Source organism: Nocardioides sp. (genome assembly GCF_041600255.1).
Taxonomy (GTDB): domain Bacteria; phylum Actinomycetota; class Actinomycetes; order Propionibacteriales; family Nocardioidaceae; genus Nocardioides.
This window is the reverse complement of the sequence record NZ_JBFIKK010000086.1, coordinates 1-14,559: the sequence shown is the minus strand read 5'-3', so window position 1 is coordinate 14,559 and position 14,559 is coordinate 1. Positions and strand designations below refer to the sequence as shown.

Annotated in this window: 14 protein-coding genes; 5 read left to right on the top strand and 9 right to left on the bottom strand. The window is 71.1% G+C overall.

The window, feature by feature from the left end; all coding sequences use genetic code 11:
• Positions 1–53: 53 nt before the first annotated feature.
• Genes ABZE72_RS11165 through hrcA form a run of 3 tightly spaced genes read right to left on the bottom strand, consistent with a single transcriptional unit; the run spans position 54 to position 3,076 of the window.
• Positions 54–791, bottom strand: a complete 738-nt coding sequence (locus tag ABZE72_RS11165; RefSeq protein WP_372729104.1) for a 16S rRNA (uracil(1498)-N(3))-methyltransferase — start codon at positions 789–791, stop codon at positions 54–56.
• Between the two features lie 13 nt (positions 792–804).
• Positions 805–1,986: a molecular chaperone DnaJ gene (gene dnaJ, locus ABZE72_RS11160; RefSeq protein ID WP_372729103.1), complete on the bottom strand. Its 1,182-nt coding sequence runs from the start codon at positions 1,984–1,986 to the stop codon at positions 805–807.
• 43 nt (positions 1,987–2,029) lie between these two features.
• The gene (hrcA, locus tag ABZE72_RS11155) at positions 2,030–3,076 is read right to left on the bottom strand and encodes a heat-inducible transcriptional repressor HrcA (protein ID WP_372729102.1); all 1,047 of its coding nucleotides are present in this window, start codon (positions 3,074–3,076) and stop codon (positions 2,030–2,032) included.
• Between the two features lie 75 nt (positions 3,077–3,151).
• On the opposite strand from hrcA, the gene ABZE72_RS11150 reads away from it, so the two are divergent.
• From ABZE72_RS11150 to ABZE72_RS11135, 4 genes are read left to right on the top strand one after another with little or no spacing between them, the layout of a single operon-like run.
• Positions 3,152–3,982 carry an MBL fold metallo-hydrolase gene (locus ABZE72_RS11150; protein ID WP_372729101.1) on the top strand — a complete coding sequence of 277 codons (831 nt, stop codon included), beginning with the start codon at positions 3,152–3,154 and terminating at the stop codon, positions 3,980–3,982.
• A gap of 47 nt (positions 3,983–4,029) precedes the next feature.
• A complete protein-coding gene (locus ABZE72_RS11145) occupies positions 4,030–4,251 on the top strand; it encodes a hypothetical protein (protein WP_372729100.1) in 222 nt (73 codons plus the stop codon).
• A gap of 49 nt (positions 4,252–4,300) precedes the next feature.
• Positions 4,301–5,152 (top strand): DUF3097 domain-containing protein, encoded by an 852-nt coding sequence (locus ABZE72_RS11140; protein WP_372729099.1) that lies wholly within the window; start codon positions 4,301–4,303, stop codon positions 5,150–5,152.
• Between the two features lie 16 nt (positions 5,153–5,168).
• The gene (locus ABZE72_RS11135) at positions 5,169–5,693 is read left to right on the top strand and encodes a DUF4870 domain-containing protein (protein ID WP_372729098.1); all 525 of its coding nucleotides are present in this window, start codon (positions 5,169–5,171) and stop codon (positions 5,691–5,693) included.
• Positions 5,694–5,701: 8 nt separating this feature from the next.
• Here the strand turns inward: ABZE72_RS11135 and hemW are convergent, their stop codons facing one another.
• From hemW to ABZE72_RS11120, 3 genes are all read right to left on the bottom strand, one after another.
• Positions 5,702–6,928: a radical SAM family heme chaperone HemW gene (gene hemW, locus ABZE72_RS11130; RefSeq protein ID WP_372729097.1), complete on the bottom strand. Its 1,227-nt coding sequence runs from the start codon at positions 6,926–6,928 to the stop codon at positions 5,702–5,704.
• 56 nt (positions 6,929–6,984) lie between these two features.
• Complete coding sequence (locus ABZE72_RS11125; protein ID WP_372729096.1) at positions 6,985–8,808, bottom strand: long-chain fatty acid--CoA ligase; 1,824 nt, start codon at positions 8,806–8,808, stop codon at positions 6,985–6,987.
• Positions 8,809–8,884: 76 nt separating this feature from the next.
• The gene (locus ABZE72_RS11120) at positions 8,885–9,586 is read right to left on the bottom strand and encodes an MOSC domain-containing protein (protein WP_372729095.1); all 702 of its coding nucleotides are present in this window, start codon (positions 9,584–9,586) and stop codon (positions 8,885–8,887) included.
• A gap of 293 nt (positions 9,587–9,879) precedes the next feature.
• On the opposite strand from ABZE72_RS11120, the gene ABZE72_RS11115 reads away from it, so the two are divergent.
• Complete coding sequence (locus ABZE72_RS11115; protein WP_372729094.1) at positions 9,880–11,334, top strand: sugar transferase; 1,455 nt, start codon at positions 9,880–9,882, stop codon at positions 11,332–11,334.
• On the opposite strand, the gene ABZE72_RS11110 is transcribed toward ABZE72_RS11115, so the two are convergent.
• The 3 genes from ABZE72_RS11110 to ABZE72_RS11100 form a co-directional block, all read right to left on the bottom strand.
• Positions 11,267–12,415, bottom strand: a complete 1,149-nt coding sequence (locus tag ABZE72_RS11110) for a glycosyltransferase (protein WP_372729093.1) — start codon at positions 12,413–12,415, stop codon at positions 11,267–11,269. The genes ABZE72_RS11115 and ABZE72_RS11110 overlap by 68 nt on opposite strands.
• Before the next feature lie 8 nt (positions 12,416–12,423).
• Complete coding sequence (locus tag ABZE72_RS11105) at positions 12,424–13,692, bottom strand: Wzz/FepE/Etk N-terminal domain-containing protein (protein WP_372729092.1); 1,269 nt, start codon at positions 13,690–13,692, stop codon at positions 12,424–12,426.
• A gap of 173 nt (positions 13,693–13,865) precedes the next feature.
• Positions 13,866–14,559 (bottom strand): glycosyltransferase (locus ABZE72_RS11100; protein ID WP_372729091.1); only part of this gene is annotated, 694 nt, incomplete at its 5' end.

Here is a 14,559-nt window from a genome sequence, read left to right as displayed (position 1 = left end):
TGGTTAACCACAACTGGCAGGTCAGCGGCTTCTGAGCAACCACAAGTGGCAGGTCACCATCGGGGGGTGCGGGAGAGCAGGGCGGCGGCCGCGGCGACCCCGGCCGTCGAGGTGCGCAGCACCTCGCTGCCGAGCCGCACCGAGACAGCCCCGGCCTCGACGAAGGCCGCCACCTCGTCGTCGCTCAGCCCACCCTCGGGCCCGACGACCACGACGATCCGCCCGCTGGAGGGGACCTCGAGCCGGCTCAACGGACGGTCGGCCGCCTCGTGCAGGACGACCGCCAGGTCCGCCCCGGCGACCAGCTCGGCGACCTCGGCGGTGGACGCGAGCTCCGCCACGGTGGGGAACCACGAGCGCCGCGACTGCTTGGCAGCCTCGCGCGCCGTCGAACGCCAGCGCGCCAATGCCTTCACCGCCCGCTCGCCCTTCCAGACGGCCACGCTGCGCGAGGCGGCCCACGGCACGACGGTCGCGACGCCGATCTCCGTCAGCACCTCGACCGCGAGCTCGCCACGGTCCCCCTTCGGGAGGGCCTGTACGACGACGAGCTCGGGGTCGGGAGCCGTCGTCCGGCTCACCTGACGTACGACGGTCTCGAAGACCCGCTTGCCGGTGGCCACGACCTCGGCGACCACCGTGGCGCCTTCGCCGTCGGTCAGCAGCACCGACTCCCCCACCCGCAGCCGGCGTACGGCGACCGCGTGGTGCGCCTCGTCGCCGGTCACTTCGATGCCGGCGCCCTCGACGACGCCGGCCAGGGACGGCACCAGGTGCAGGGGCAACGTCATCGGTCGACTCCGGTCAGTGGGCGTTGAAGGCGTCGCGCAGCCGGCCGAAGACCGACTTCGTGCCGGGCGGCACCTGACCGGTGGGCGTCTCCTCGCCCCGCAGGGCCGCCAGCTCGCGCAGCAGCTCCTCCTGGCGCTCGTCGAGGCGCAGCGGCGTCTCGACGAGCACGCTGACGATCAGGTCCCCGCGCCCACCCCGCAGGCCCGGTACGCCGCGGGCGCGCAGCACCTGCTGCGTGCCGGACTGGGTCCCGGGCTCGATCTCCAGGTCGAAGGAAGTCTCCAGGCCCGAGTCGGGATCGCTGTCCTCGCCGACCAGGTCGGCCTCCAGGGTCGGCAGGGTCAGGCTGGTGCCCAGCGCGGCCGCGGTCATCGGGACCGAGACGGTGCAGTGCAGGTCGTTGCCGTGCCGGCTGAAGGTCGGGTGCTCGGCGACGTGGATCTCGACGTAGAGGTCACCGGGCGGGCCACCGCCGGGGCCGACCTCGCCCTGCTCGGTGAGCTGGACCCGGGTGCCGTTGTCGACACCGGCCGGGATCTTCACGGTCAGCGTCCGGCGCGAGCGGACCCGGCCGTCCCCGGCGCAGTCGCGGCACGGGTCCGGGATGACCGAACCCAGCCCGCGGCAGGCCGCACACGGCCGCAGGGTGCGGATCTCGCCGAGGAACGAGCGCTGGACGTGAGCCACCTCGCCCGCGCCCCGACAGGTCTCGCACGGCACGGGGTGGCTGCCGGGTGCGGCCCCCTCGCCGGAGCAGGTGGTGCAGAGCACGGCCGTGTCGACCTTGAGCTCGCGGCTGACCCCGAACGCCGCCTCGGCGAGCTCGACCTCGATCCGGATCAGGGCATCCTGGCCCCGCCGGGTGCGCGGGCGCGGCCCACGACCCTGCGCGGCACCCGCTCCGCCGCCACCGAAGAACGCGTCCATGATGTCGGTGAAGGAGAATCCGGCACCCTGACCGAAGCCGCCGCCGGCCCCGCCGAACGGGTCGCCGCCCCGGTCGTACGCCGCGCGCTTCTGCGGGTCGGAGAGGACCTCGTAGGCGCGGGAGACCTCCTTGAACTTCTCCTGGGTCTCCGGGTCGGGGTTGACGTCGGGGTGGAGCTTCCGGGCCAGACGCCGGTAGGCCTTCTTGATGGTGTCGGCATCCGCGTCGCGGGCGACACCGAGGAGGTCGTAGAGGTCCTGACTCACTGGGAATCCTTCGTGATCGTTGCGGGGGGTGCGGGGAGGGAGGTCATCCCTCGTCGAGAATCCGGGAGACGTAGCGGGCGACGGCACGCACCGACGCCATGGTGCCCGGGTAGTCCATGCGCGTGGGACCGACGATGCCGAGCCGTGCGATCGCCTCGTCGCGGGGGCCGTAGCCGGTGGCGACGACGCTGGTCGAGGAGAGCTCCTGGTAGGGGCCCTCGTGCCCGATCCGCACCGTCAGGTTGCTGCCGGTGGTCGCCTCGCCCAGCAGCTTGAGCAGGACGACGTGCTCCTCCAGCGCCTCGAGCAGCGGGCGGACGTCGGAGTCGAAGCTGTCGCCGAAGCGGGCCAGGTTGGCGGCGCCGCCGACGGCGACACGCTCGTCGGAGCGGTGGTCGGACATCGCCTCGACCAGGGTGTCGACCACCCCGGCCAGGGCACTCAGCGTGGCGGCGTCACCGGCCTGTGCCCCCGCCGCACCCGGCGGCGGGACGATGTCCCGCAGGGAGGTGGTGGCGTCGGCGATGATCTCGCCGACGGCGGCGCGACCGACCCGCGAGCGCACGTCGGCGAGCTGGGTGTCGTCGAGCGGGGTCTCGAGGTCGACGAGGCGCTGCTCCACCCGGCCGGTGCTCAGGATCAGGACGACGAGCAGGCGGGTGGGAGCCAAGGCGACCAGCTCGACGTGGCGCACGGTGGAGCGCGAGAGCGTGGGGTACTGGACGACTGCGACCTGCCGGGTCAGCTGCGCCAGCAGGCGCACCGAGCGCTGGACCACGTCGTCGAGGTCCACCGCTCCGTCGAGGATCGAGGCGATCGCGCGACGTTCGGCGGCGCTCATCGGCTTGAGGGTGGAGAGCCGGTCGACGAAGAGCCGGTAGCCCTTGTCGGTCGGCACCCGACCCGCACTCGTGTGCGGCTGGGTGATGAAGCCCTCGTCCTCGAGGGCAGCCATGTCGTTGCGGACGGTGGCCGGGGAGACGCCCAGGCTGTGCCGCTCGACGAGAGCCTTGGAGCCGACCGGTTCCTCCGTGGCGACGTAGTCCTCGACGATCGCCCGGAGCACGGCCAGCCTGCGTTCCTCCTGCACGTCGCCTCCTGGCTCTGGACTCGGAATCGTTGGCACTCGAATACTGCGAGTGCCAAGCCTACTAGGGTCGCGCCCATGACGAACGTCGTGGACGCAGGTTTCCGGGAGGTGGCCGACCGGGTGTGGGTGGCCCGGCACCGTGAGTTCGACCTCAACATCACCCTGGTCGGCGGCAGCGCAGGACTGCTGGTGGTCGACACCCACGCCTCCACCGAGGCGGCCCGCGGCGTGATCGAGGCCGTACGACGGCTCGGGGCCGGCGAGGTGGTGGCGGTGACGAACACGCACTGGCACTTCGACCACACGTTCGGCAACGGCGCGTTCCGTGCGGCGTACGGCGACGTGCCGATCCACGCCCACGAGGACGCGCGCGACGAGCTCGCGACGGCCGGCCCTGCCCTGGTGGCGGACGTCGCGGACACCGAGCTCGTGCTGCCTGACCACACCTTCTCCTCGGCCAAGGTGCTCGACCTCGGCGACCGGGTCGTCGAGCTGATCCACCCCGGCCGGGCCCACACCGCCGGTGACCTCGTGGTCCGTGTCCCCGATGTCGACGTGCTCGTGACAGGAGACGTGGTGGAGGAGTCCGCTCCGCCCTCCTTCGGCCCCGACAGCTTCCCGCTGGACTGGCCGCACAGCCTCGACATCGTGCTGGGGTTGGCCACCGAGAGCACGGTCGTGGTGCCCGGACACGGCGGCCTGGTCGATCGGGAGTTCGTGGAGATCCAGCGCAACACGATCGGACTGGTGGCCTCGACGATCCGCGACCTCGTGGCGCGAGGCGTGCCGCTGGCCCAGGCGCTCGACGTGGGCGACTGGGCCCTGCCCACCGACGTGCTCGGCGATGCCGTACGGCGTGGCTACGAGCAACTGCCTCTGGGTCGCACCCAGCTCCCGCTGGCCTGAGCCGGCGACCGGGTTTCGTCGACGAGGCGGGCGGGCACGGGGTCCGCATGAGCACTCCGGAGAACGACGGCGACCCGACCACCGGCATCGACGACGAGCAGCTGCCCGAGGACCTGCGCCCCACCGACGACAACCCCCTCGCCCAGCCGCTGAGCGGCGAGGACGCTCCCGATCCGGCCGACCTCGACATGGACGGCGGCAAGCGTGCGGTCGAGATGGACGACCCGGACAGCCCGGCCGATCCCGTGGGTCCCGACGACGTCGAGTGACCCGGCGCGTCACCCGGCCGGCGGCCGCGCCGACGCCTACCGTTGATCGGTGACTTCTCGCGACCGCTACGGCTCTGACGTGCTCAACACCGACTGGCGCGCCCCCGCGCGCGGACGCGCCGTCGAGGCCCCTGCCGAGATCGGCGCCGTGGTCGAGGAGGTCACCACCGACTGGTGCGGCGAGATCGTCGCCGTCGACCGCGACCTGCACACCGTCACGCTCGAGGACCGCCGCAGCAAGCGCCGCACCTTCCCCCTGGGGCCGGGCTTCCTGCTCGAGGGACGCCCGGTGATCCTGACGCCTCCGCTGCGCGCCGGTGCTCCCACGCCGGCCACCCGGACCGCCTCGGGTTCGGTGGCCGTGCACGGCGCCAAGGCGCGGGTCGCCCGCGCCAGCCGGATCTTCGTCGAGGGCCGTCACGACGCCGAGCTCGTGGAGAAGGTCTGGGGCGCCGACCTGCGCCTCGAGGGCGTGGTCGTGGAGTACCTCGATGGGATCGACGACCTCTCCGAGCACCTGCGCGACTTCCGGCCGGGCCCCGACCGGAAGGTCGGCGTGCTCGTCGACCACCTGGTGAAGGGCTCCAAGGAGAGCCGGATCGCCCAGGCCGTGAGCCGCTCCCCGGTCGGCAAGCACGTACTGATCGTCGGCCACCCGTTCATCGACGTCTGGGCCGCGGTGAAGCCGGCCCGCCTCGGGCTCGACCGCTGGCCCGACGTCCCGCGCTCCATCGAGTGGAAGAAAGGGATCTGTCAGCAGCTCGGCTGGCCGCACCGCGACCAGGCGGACATCGCACGCGCCTGGAAGCACATCCTGGGGAAGGTCACGTCGTTCAACGACCTCGAGCCGGCGCTGCTGGGTAGAGTCGAAGAACTGATCGACTTCGTCACCACAGACTGATCAGAGGAGTCCCACCATGAGCGACCCGACCCAACCTCCGCACCACGGCGACGAGCCCCCGCGGTTCCCGCCGGGCACCGGCGGTCCCTTCGGCATGCCGCCGGTCGGCCCGAGCCAGAGCGGGCACCACCAGGGGCAGGCGCCTGGCCAGCAGCCGCCCCCACCACCGGCACCGCCCGGGCAGCAGTGGCAGCACCCCTCCGGGCGGACGCCCGACGAGATCACCTGGGGTGGCGCGGCGCACTGGAGCGCGTTGGTGGCGGCGTTCGTGGCGCTCAGCTTCCTGGGCCCGCTCGTGGTCCTGCTGACCAAGGGCAACGAGTCCGCCTACGTCCGGCGCCAGGCGGTGGAGTCGCTGAACTTCCAGCTCTCGATCCTGATCTACGGCGTGGTCTCGTTCGTCCTGGTCTTCGTGGCCATCGGCATCCTGCTGCTGCTGGTCGTGGGAGTCCTCTGGCTGGTCTTCACGATTCTGGGCTCGGTCAAGGCCAGCCAGGGCGAGGAGTACCGCTACCCGCTGACCATCCGCATGGTCAGCTGAGGTCACCCTCAGGGCAGCAGGTCACGGACCACCGCGTCCGCCAGCAACCGTCCCCGGCGGGTGAGCACGAGCCGCCCGGCCTGCTCCACCAGCAGTCCCCGACCCGCCAGGTCGGGGACTGCCTGCTGTCCGGCCGCGTCCAGCACCGCCGTGGGCAGGCCGTCGCGCAGGCGCAGCTCCAGCAGGACGCGCTCGACGTGTCGACTGTCGGGGTCGAGCAGCTCCCGGGCATGGGCGGGGCTGCGGCCCGCGGCCAGCCGGTCGGCGTACGCGGCAGGATGCTTGACGTTCCACCAGCGCACGCCGCCGACGTGGGAGTGGGCCCCCGGCCCGGCACCCCACCAGTGGCCGCCGGTCCAGTAGAGGAGGTTGTGCCGGCACCGGCTGGCCTCGTCGCGGGCCCAGTTGGAGACCTCGTACCAGCCGAGTCCGGCCGCGGTGAGTCGCTCGTCGGCCAGCACGTACTTGTCGGCCAGGTCGTCGTCGTCCGGCATCGGCACCTCGCCGCGGCGCACCTGCCGGGCCAGGGCGGTGCCGTCCTCGACGATCAGCGAGTACGCCGAGACGTGGTCGGGGCCGCAGGCCAGGGCAGCGTCGAGCGAGGCCTCCCAGTCGGCCAGGGTCTCCCCCGGGGTGCCGTAGATCAGGTCCAGGCTCACCTGCTCGAAGCCGGCCGCACGCGCGGCCTCGACCACCGCCGGGACGCGGCGCGGGTCGTGAGTCCGATCGAGCGTGGCGAGCACGTGCGCCACGGCCGACTGCATGCCGAAGGAGATCCGGTTGATGCCGCCCTCGCGAAGCCGCGCGAGGTCGGCGGGCGTGACACTGTCCGGGTTCGACTCGGTCGTGATCTCCGCGCCCTCGACCAGGCCGAACTCCGCCGAGATGGCGTCGACGATGCCGATCAGGTCGTCGGGTGGGAGCAGGGTGGGCGTTCCACCACCGAAGAAGATCGTGGAGACCGGCAGGTCCCGCTCGCCCAGCACCTGACGGGCTCGGCGGATCTCGGCGATCGCCGCCTCGGCATAGGTCGCCCGGGAGGCGCCGGGTGCGGTCCCGGCCGGCCCCAGCTCCTGCACGGTGTAGGTGTTGAAGTCGCAGTAGCCGCAGCGCACCGTGCAGAACGGCACGTGCACGTAGAAACCGAACGGCGCCCTGCCGAGTTCGGCGAGGGCGTCGGACGGGAGTGAGCCGTCCTCGGGGACCGGCTCACCGGCGGGCAGGGCGGACGGCATCCGTCCATCCTTTCAGACGGAGCACACCAGCTGACTGGGCCGCCCTGCCCGGGCGATCACTCGTAGAAGGCCGCGATCCTGGCCTGGTTGTTCTCCTCGACGACGTTGCGCTTGACCTTCATCGAGGGGGTCAGCTCGCCCGACTCGATGGTCAGGTCGTGGTCGAGCAGCTCCCACTTCTTGATGGTCTCCCAGCGGTTGAGCCTGGCGTTCAGCTGGTCGACGTACTCCCCGATCATGGCCTTGACCTTGTCGGAGCGGACGATGTCGGTGTACGACGCGCCCGCCATGTCGTTCTCGGCCGCCCAGGTCTCCATGGCGTCCGGGTCCAGGGTGACCAGGGCGACGCAGTAGTTGCGCCCGGCGCCGAAGACCATGAACTGGCTGGTGTAGGGGCAGATCGCCTTGAACTTGGACTCGATCGAGGTCGGCGCGATGTACTTGCCACCCGAGGTCTTGAACAGGTCCTTGATCCGGCCGGTGATGGTGAGGAAGCCGTCGGCGTCGAGGCTGCCCTTGTCACCGGTGCGCAGCCACCCGTCCTCGGTGAAGGTCTTCTCGGTCTCCTCGGGCAGGTTGTGGTAGCCGGCCATGATGTGCGGCCCGCGGAGCTGCACCTCGTCGCCTTCGCCGATCCGCACCTCGGAGCCGGGCAGGGCGTGGCCCACGCTGCCGATCCGGTAGTCGTCGGGGTGGTTGACCGTGGCGCCGGCGGCGTTCTCGGTCATCCCGTAGCCCTCGAGGATCAGGATGCCGGCCGCGTTGAACCACTCGGCGATCTCCTGGTTCAGCGGAGCGGAGCCGGAGATGAAGAAGCGCACCCGACCACCGAAGCGGTCGCGCACCTTGCTGAAGACCAGCTTGTCGAACAGGCCGTGCTGGAGCTTGAGCCCCATCGGCACCGACTTGCCCTCGCGCTTGAGCCGGTCGACCTTGGTGCCGACGGCGAAGGCCTGCTTGAACAGCTTCTCCTTGGCACCACCCTCGGACTCGGTCATCGTCACGATCCGGCCGTGGGCCTTCTCGAAGATCCGCGGTGCCGCACCCATGAAGGTGGGCTTCACGATCCCGAGGTTCTCCACGATCTTGTCGACGCGACCGTCGATGGCCGTGGCGAAGCCGCAGGCCAGCTGCGTGGAGAGCAGCACCTTGCCAAAGGAGTGGGCCATCGGCAGCCACAGGAACTGCAGGTCGGTCTCGTCGAGGATGTCCTGGACCTGGATGGCCGAACCCTCGTAGACCCACGAGCTGTGCCGCAGACGGACGCCCTTGGGGCGACCCGTGGTCCCGGAGGTGTAGATCAGGGTCGCCAGCTGGTCGGGGGCGATCGCCTTCGCGGTCTCCTCGATGCAGCCGGGGTGCTCGGCGAGGTACGCGTCCCCGAGGACGGCGAGGTCCTCGAGGCCGATCACCCAGTCGCCGTCGGTGGCACCGTCGAAGGTGACGACCTTGGCCAGGTGGGGCAGCTCGCCCTTGTGCTCGCGCAGCTTCGCGAGCTGCTCGTCGTCCTCGGCGAAGACGACCCGACACTCGGAGTCGCTGAGGATGTAGGCGGTGTCCTCGCTGTTGGTCGAGGGGTAGACGGTGGTGGTGGCACCAGCGGCGCACATGACGGCCAGGTCGGCCACGATCCACTCGTAGCGGGTGGCCGAGGCGATACCCACGCGCTGCTCGGACTCCAGCCCGAGGGCCAGCAGGCCCGCAGCCAGGCGTGAGACCTCGCGACCGGTCTCGGCCCAGGTACGCGACTCCCAGGCGGCGTCGCCGCTCGGGAACCGATAGGCCTCCCGGTCCGACGAGGCCGCGACCCGGTCGAGGAACTGAACGGCGACATTGGGCGCCAGGTGATCGAGGAAACTGATGTCGGCGTTGACAGCCATGACACTCCTGCACTTCGGGGACGGCGAAGGACCTCGCCCGCAAGGAGGTCCGTGACCAGTAACCTAGATCACCTTGTTACGCGTGGGTAGCCGAACCGCCACGTGGATTCGTCGGATTTGACGATCCGCGGTCGGCTGCAGCGACGTACCGCTCGGCCTTGACCCGGATTTCACTCACCAGCGCGTCGACGCAGAGCAGCTCGGGCAGGAGGCTGGAATCGGTGGTGAGAGCCCGGAACATCGTGCTCACGGTGACGCCGTGGCCGGGGCGGTGGACGATCTCCACCGGGTCGCCCGCCTGCAGGGTCCCCTCCTGCAGCACCCGCAGGTAGGGGCCGGGCCGCCCCTCGGCGGTGAAGCGCTTGACCCAGCCGCGGTCGTCGAACCCGCTGACGCGCATCCAGCCCTTGAAGTCGTGGCAGGGGGTGCGGACCGTGCGGACCTCCAGCAGGACGGTGCCGATCCGCCACTGCTCGCCGATCTCCGCCTCGTTCATGTCCAGACCGACGGTCGTGAGGTTCTCACCGAACTGGCCGTCGCGGACCTCGGCGCCCAGCTCTGCCGCCCAGTGGTCGAGGTCCTCGCGGGCGAACGCGTAGACGGCCTTGTCCGGACCACCATGGTGCCGGGTGTCGGAGACCGCGTCGCCGACCAGGCCGTGGCGCTCGACGAGGACGGCGCCGGTGACGGGGCGGCGGTCGATCGAGGTACGCCCGATCGCCGCCCAGGGCACCTCTCGGGGCCGACCGACGTTCACCGACAACAGCCGTGGACTCATGTCCTGAGCCTTCCAGACCGCGGACCGGTAGGAGACCGCGGTTCTGCGAGGCCGAATCAGGGTTCCCGCAAGAAAGGCGCAAGCCGTTTGGTCATGCCTGCGGCGTGCCGCATGCTGGAGGTCACAAGCGTGCACCCAGGCATACTCGGGCCACTCCCGGGTAGCCTGACATGACTACTCCGAGTGCTCCCTCAAGGTGGTCATTAGCAGTTTTCAAAGGCCCGGACGGACGACCGTGGGAGCGTCATGACGACGCAGCAATCGTTCTTCACCGGCTACACCACAGCATCGCCATGGGGGATCGCATGAAGCTCATCGACGTACTACCTTGGATCCGCAGCATCCGGCCCCTGCTCATCCTCGTTGACCTGGGATCCGTACTGTTCGCCGGGTTGCTCGTGCGAGAGCACATCAGTCCCTTCGCTCTGGTGGCCGCCGCCACCGCCGCCCTGATCGTCTGCCAGGGCGCCGACCTGCACCGCTCGCGCCTGGTGCTGTCGGTCCTCGAGGACCTGCCCCGCCTCCTGCTCGCCGTCGGCGTCGCCGCGCTGGTGCTCGCCGCCGTCTCCCCACTGAACACGTTGAGCTCCCAGAGCACTGCCGAGATCGTGGCCGTCTTCGCCATCGCTTCGCTGGCGCTGCTCACCACCCTGCGGGCCTTCGTGTACGCCGGGGTCCACGCCATGCGTCGTAACGGACGTACCGCCCACCCCGTGATCATCGTGGGAGCCGGCGTCGTCGGACGGCGGCTGGCCGAGTCCCTGCTGGGGAAACCCGAGCTCGGCCTGGTTCCGGTCGGGATGATCGACCACGCTCCGGACCTCTCGGCACGGGACCTGCCGCTACCGCTGCTCGGCGGTCTGCGAGACCTCGACCGCGCCATGATCGACCTCGGCGTCAACGACGTGATCTTCGCGTTCCCCACTCCCCCGGACGCCCGCACCCTCTCCATGGTGCGCCGCTGCGCCGAGGGCAACCGTCAGGTCTTCGTCGTCCCCCGCTTCTTCGAGATGATGGGGATCGACCACCACCGCCGGGTCGAGGTGATTCGCGACGTGGCCGTGATGCGCCTGCGACGTTCCGGCCTCAACCCGGCCAAGATGCTGCTCAAGCGTGGCCTGGACGTCACCCTGTCGGCCATCGCCCTGGTCCTGCTGGCCCCGGTGATGGCACTCTGCGCGCTCGCCGTGCGCATCGAGACCGGTCCGGGGGTGATCTTCAAGCAGACCCGCGTCGGCATCGGCGGCCGGACGTTCACGCTGATGAAGTTCCGCTCGCTCAAGCCGGAGTCCATGCTGGAGAGCCAGACCCAGTGGTCCATCAGTCACGACGCCCGCCTCGGCCCGGTGGGTCGGTTCCTGCGTCGCTCCAGCCTCGACGAACTGCCCCAGCTGATCAACGTGCTGCGCGGAGACATGAGCCTGGTGGGCCCTCGCCCCGAGCGCCCGCACTTCGTCCAGGAGTTCTCCAAGGCCCAGGAGCGGTACTCCGACCGGCACCGCGTGCAGACGGGTCTGACCGGCCACGCCCAGGTCAACAACCTGCGTGGAGACACCTCGATCGACGACCGGGTGCGCTACGACAACTACTACATCGAGAACTGGTCGCTGTGGGGCGACATCAAGATCATGTTTCGCACCGTGGCTGCCGTGGTCCGTTCGGAGCCGCGGAACAGGACGATCATGTTGACCGCCTCTGCCTCCCGGCAAGACGCAGACACACCCGAGCCACGTCCTGCGCGGCAGTAGCGGAGTCGTGACGCGCCTCCACGTGTGAGCGCCCGGCCAGCCCCTCCTCCGCGCAGAGGTGGGGATCGGCCAACCGGGTCACGAGCGCCTCGGCCAGGTCGTCCGGGGAGCCCGGCGGCACGATCGCCCCCGCGCCCTCCGGCACGCTCTCGGCCACGCCGGTCACGTCCGAGACCACCACGCTGCGGGCGCGGGCCATCGCCTCCAGCGGAACCAGCGCCATGCCCTCCCAGAGCGAGGGCACGGCCACCACGTCCGCGGCCGCCAGCCAGCTCGGCACGTCCGCACGCGAGCCGACCAGCCGCACCCCCGAGTCGGCCACGACCCGCCGTTCGAGCAGCTCCCGGTCCGGGCCGTCGCCCACCAGGACGAGGCGGGCGTCCGGGATCCGTGCGCGGACCTCCTGCCAGGCGTCGAGGAGGTCGGACTGGCCCTTCTGCGGCGCCAGGCGGCCCACACAGACGACCGTGGGCGCGTCGTCGAGCCCGAGCTCGGCCCGCGCCGCGAGACGCTCGTCATCGCCCGCCGGCTGCAGGAGTCGGAGGTCGACCCCGTTCGGCACCACGCTGGTGGGAGCGACGACGCCCTGCTGCTCCCCGTCGGTCCGCTCGCTCTCACTGACGCAGATGAGTTCCGTCGTCCACCGGGCGGCGACCCGCTCCCAGGTCAGCGACGCCCGCCCGACCGCTCCCGTGGCCGCCATGAACGACCAGGCGTGCGGCTGGAAGAGGGTAGGGACCCGGCCACGCAGGACCATCCGACCGACCAGGCCGGCCTTCGCGCTGTGCAGGTGCACCACGTCCGGACGGGTACGTCGGACGATTCGGCGAAGCCGGTGGGCCTCGGCGAGGATGTCCGGCCCGGGGTCGCGGCGCGCGTTCCACCAGTTGACGTCGGCACCCAGGTCGCGGGCGGCGTACCCCCACCACCCAGTGGAGGGACAGGCCACGGAGACCGCCCAGCCCCGCTCGAGCTGGTCCCGGACGTAGGTCTCCTGGACGGCGGCGACCCCCTCGGTGGTCGGCACGGAGACGTGCAGGACGTGCAGGCGACCAGGGTCGGCGCTGTCGCGTGCCGGCATCGAGTCGATCAGACGGAGACGCGCTCGGAGCGGCGTCCCACGAGCACGATGCCCAGCAGCCGGACGCCGACCGACCGGATGTTGTCGGCGTGGCCGCGGAGCTCGCTCGGCGTCACCCCGCCCTCCGGCACCGCCAGCAGCATCGATCCGCCGGCGGCCATCACCCGGGCGTCGTCACAGACGTCGAGTGGGGGCGCGAGCACGACCACCACGTCGAAGCGCTCGGTGGCCTCGCTCATCGCCGCCGAGAAGCGGGTCTCGATCAGGGTCTCGGTGGGCTCGCCACCCCAGTCACCCGAGGGCAGCACGGTGAGCAGCTCGACCGGTCCGGGGCTCAGGGCGGAGTCGAAGTCGGCGCCGTTGAGGAGGTCGTACAGGCCCAGCGTGCCGGGCTCGTCGGCCACCGGGCGACCGTGTCGCTCACCGATCCGGCCGTCGACCAGCAGCACCCGACGACCGACGTTGGCCAGGGAGATGGCGAGGTTGGCGCCGAGCCAGACGTTGACGTCCCCCGAGGTGACACCGGTGACGACGACCTTGTTGACCGGGTTGGTGCTCGCCTCGGCCTCGAGGGCGATCCTCAGGTGTCGGAAGACGTCGGCGGCCGACGTCCCCGGGTAGAGCGCCGGCAGCGTGGTGGGGTCGCGCGGCGGAGCGACGTGCGCGAGAACCGGGGCCACGGCGGCCTCCTCGATGCCGGCTGCGTCGTCCACGGTGTTGGTGCGTCCGTCGCGGAGCAGGGCGCCGCAGGTGGCGATCACCATGGCCAGCAGGGCGCCGACACCGATGCCGAGCATCAGGTTCGGGCTGGAGTACGTCGTCGGCGGCTGCGCCGGGTTGCTCGTCGTGAAGAGGAAGGCGCCGTTGCTCGGGTCGTGCAGGGGCAGGACCTCGGCCGTGGTGTTCGCGATCTCGGCGGCGACCACCGGGTCGGAGTCGACCACCGAGACGTCGACCAGGATGGTGCCGACGACCCAGTGACCGGAGATCTCCCGGCGCAGCACGTCGAGGTCACGCGGGACGCTCAACCGACTCTGGACGTCGACCAGCACGGCCCGGGAGTTGGCCAACTCACCGATCGTGCCGCGCAGGGCGTTCTCGTTCTCGATCTCGACGTCGGCTCCTGGAGCTGAGGCGACGGAGACGGTGGCGTTCGCGGAGTAGCTCTTGGGGGCGGAGATCAGTCCGTAGGCGACGGCCGCACCGGTCACCACCAGGATGAACAACACCAGGACGCGCTGTCTCCACAGCGCACCCCCGATGTGACGAATCTCCATCGCTCCCCCAATGCGCGTCATCCGCGCGACAGCTGCTTGGCGCAGGAGATCTTCCCGCTCCGTGACTCGGTAAACACGCTCACGGATCCGTGCCCGGTCGATCGGACGACCGATCGAACGGTCGGTCGACGGCCGGTCCGGACCCGCCTGCTGCCCTGACGCTACCCCCTACGCTATTGCCTGGGCGTAGCGCCGAGCCTCGAATAGGCCAATTGGTACCGCTCGCGCATCACCGGGGCCGAGAACCGGCTCCGGATCAGGGTGGCGGCGGCCTCGGTCATCGTGGTTCGCCGGGTCTCGTCGGCGAGGAGCCGTGACACCCCGGACGCCAGCGCCTGGGCCGAGTGCGGCGCGACCAGTTCCACGGCGTCCGGGTCCAGCGTCGCCAGGCCGCCGACCGCGGAGGCCACCACGGGAACTCCGGCCGACATGGCCTCCAGCACGGTCATCGGGAGCCCCTCCCGGTCGCTGGGCAGGACGAGCACGTCGCTGGCTGCCAGCAGCCGGGCCACGTCACGACGGTCCCCCAGGAACCTCACCCGGCTCTCGAGCCCGGCGGCGCGGGTCTGCTCCTCGAGGTCGGCGCGGGCCGGGCCGTCCCCGGCGAGCAGCAACTGAGGTCGCCCTTCCATGAGCGACCAGGCCTCGATCAGGAGGTCCTGGCGCTTGGGCGGGATCAGGCGAGCCAGGCAGAGCACCACGTCGGCGTCGGCCGCCAGCCCGAGGGCCGCCCGCGCCTCGGACCGGCCGGGGAGCGCGCTCACGGTCACGGCGTTCTCGATCACCTGCAGGCGGGCCTCCGGCAGGCCGCCGGCGCGCAGACGGTCGGCCACGTCGTCGGAGACCGCCACCACGAGGTCCGCGGTC

What these genes read in the sequence shown, in the direction of transcription:
- ABZE72_RS11165 (WP_372729104.1), bottom strand. Translation starts at nt 791, where the DNA reads ATGACGTTGCCCCTGCACCTGGTGCCGTCCCTGGCCGGCGTCGTCGAG.
- ABZE72_RS11150 (WP_372729101.1), top strand. Translation starts at nt 3,152, where the DNA reads ATGACGAACGTCGTGGACGCAGGTTTCCGGGAGGTGGCCGACCGGGTG.
- ABZE72_RS11145 (WP_372729100.1), top strand. Translation starts at nt 4,030, where the DNA reads ATGAGCACTCCGGAGAACGACGGCGACCCGACCACCGGCATCGACGAC.
- ABZE72_RS11135 (WP_372729098.1), top strand. Translation starts at nt 5,169, where the DNA reads ATGAGCGACCCGACCCAACCTCCGCACCACGGCGACGAGCCCCCGCGG.
- hemW (WP_372729097.1), bottom strand. Translation starts at nt 6,928, where the DNA reads ATGCCGTCCGCCCTGCCCGCCGGTGAGCCGGTCCCCGAGGACGGCTCA.
- ABZE72_RS11125 (WP_372729096.1), bottom strand. Translation starts at nt 8,808, where the DNA reads ATGGCTGTCAACGCCGACATCAGTTTCCTCGATCACCTGGCGCCCAAT.
- ABZE72_RS11120 (WP_372729095.1), bottom strand. Translation starts at nt 9,586, where the DNA reads ATGAGTCCACGGCTGTTGTCGGTGAACGTCGGTCGGCCCCGAGAGGTG.
- ABZE72_RS11115 (WP_372729094.1), top strand. Translation starts at nt 9,880, where the DNA reads ATGGGGGATCGCATGAAGCTCATCGACGTACTACCTTGGATCCGCAGC.
- ABZE72_RS11110 (WP_372729093.1), bottom strand. Translation starts at nt 12,415, where the DNA reads ATGCCGGCACGCGACAGCGCCGACCCTGGTCGCCTGCACGTCCTGCAC.
- ABZE72_RS11105 (WP_372729092.1), bottom strand. Translation starts at nt 13,692, where the DNA reads ATGGAGATTCGTCACATCGGGGGTGCGCTGTGGAGACAGCGCGTCCTG.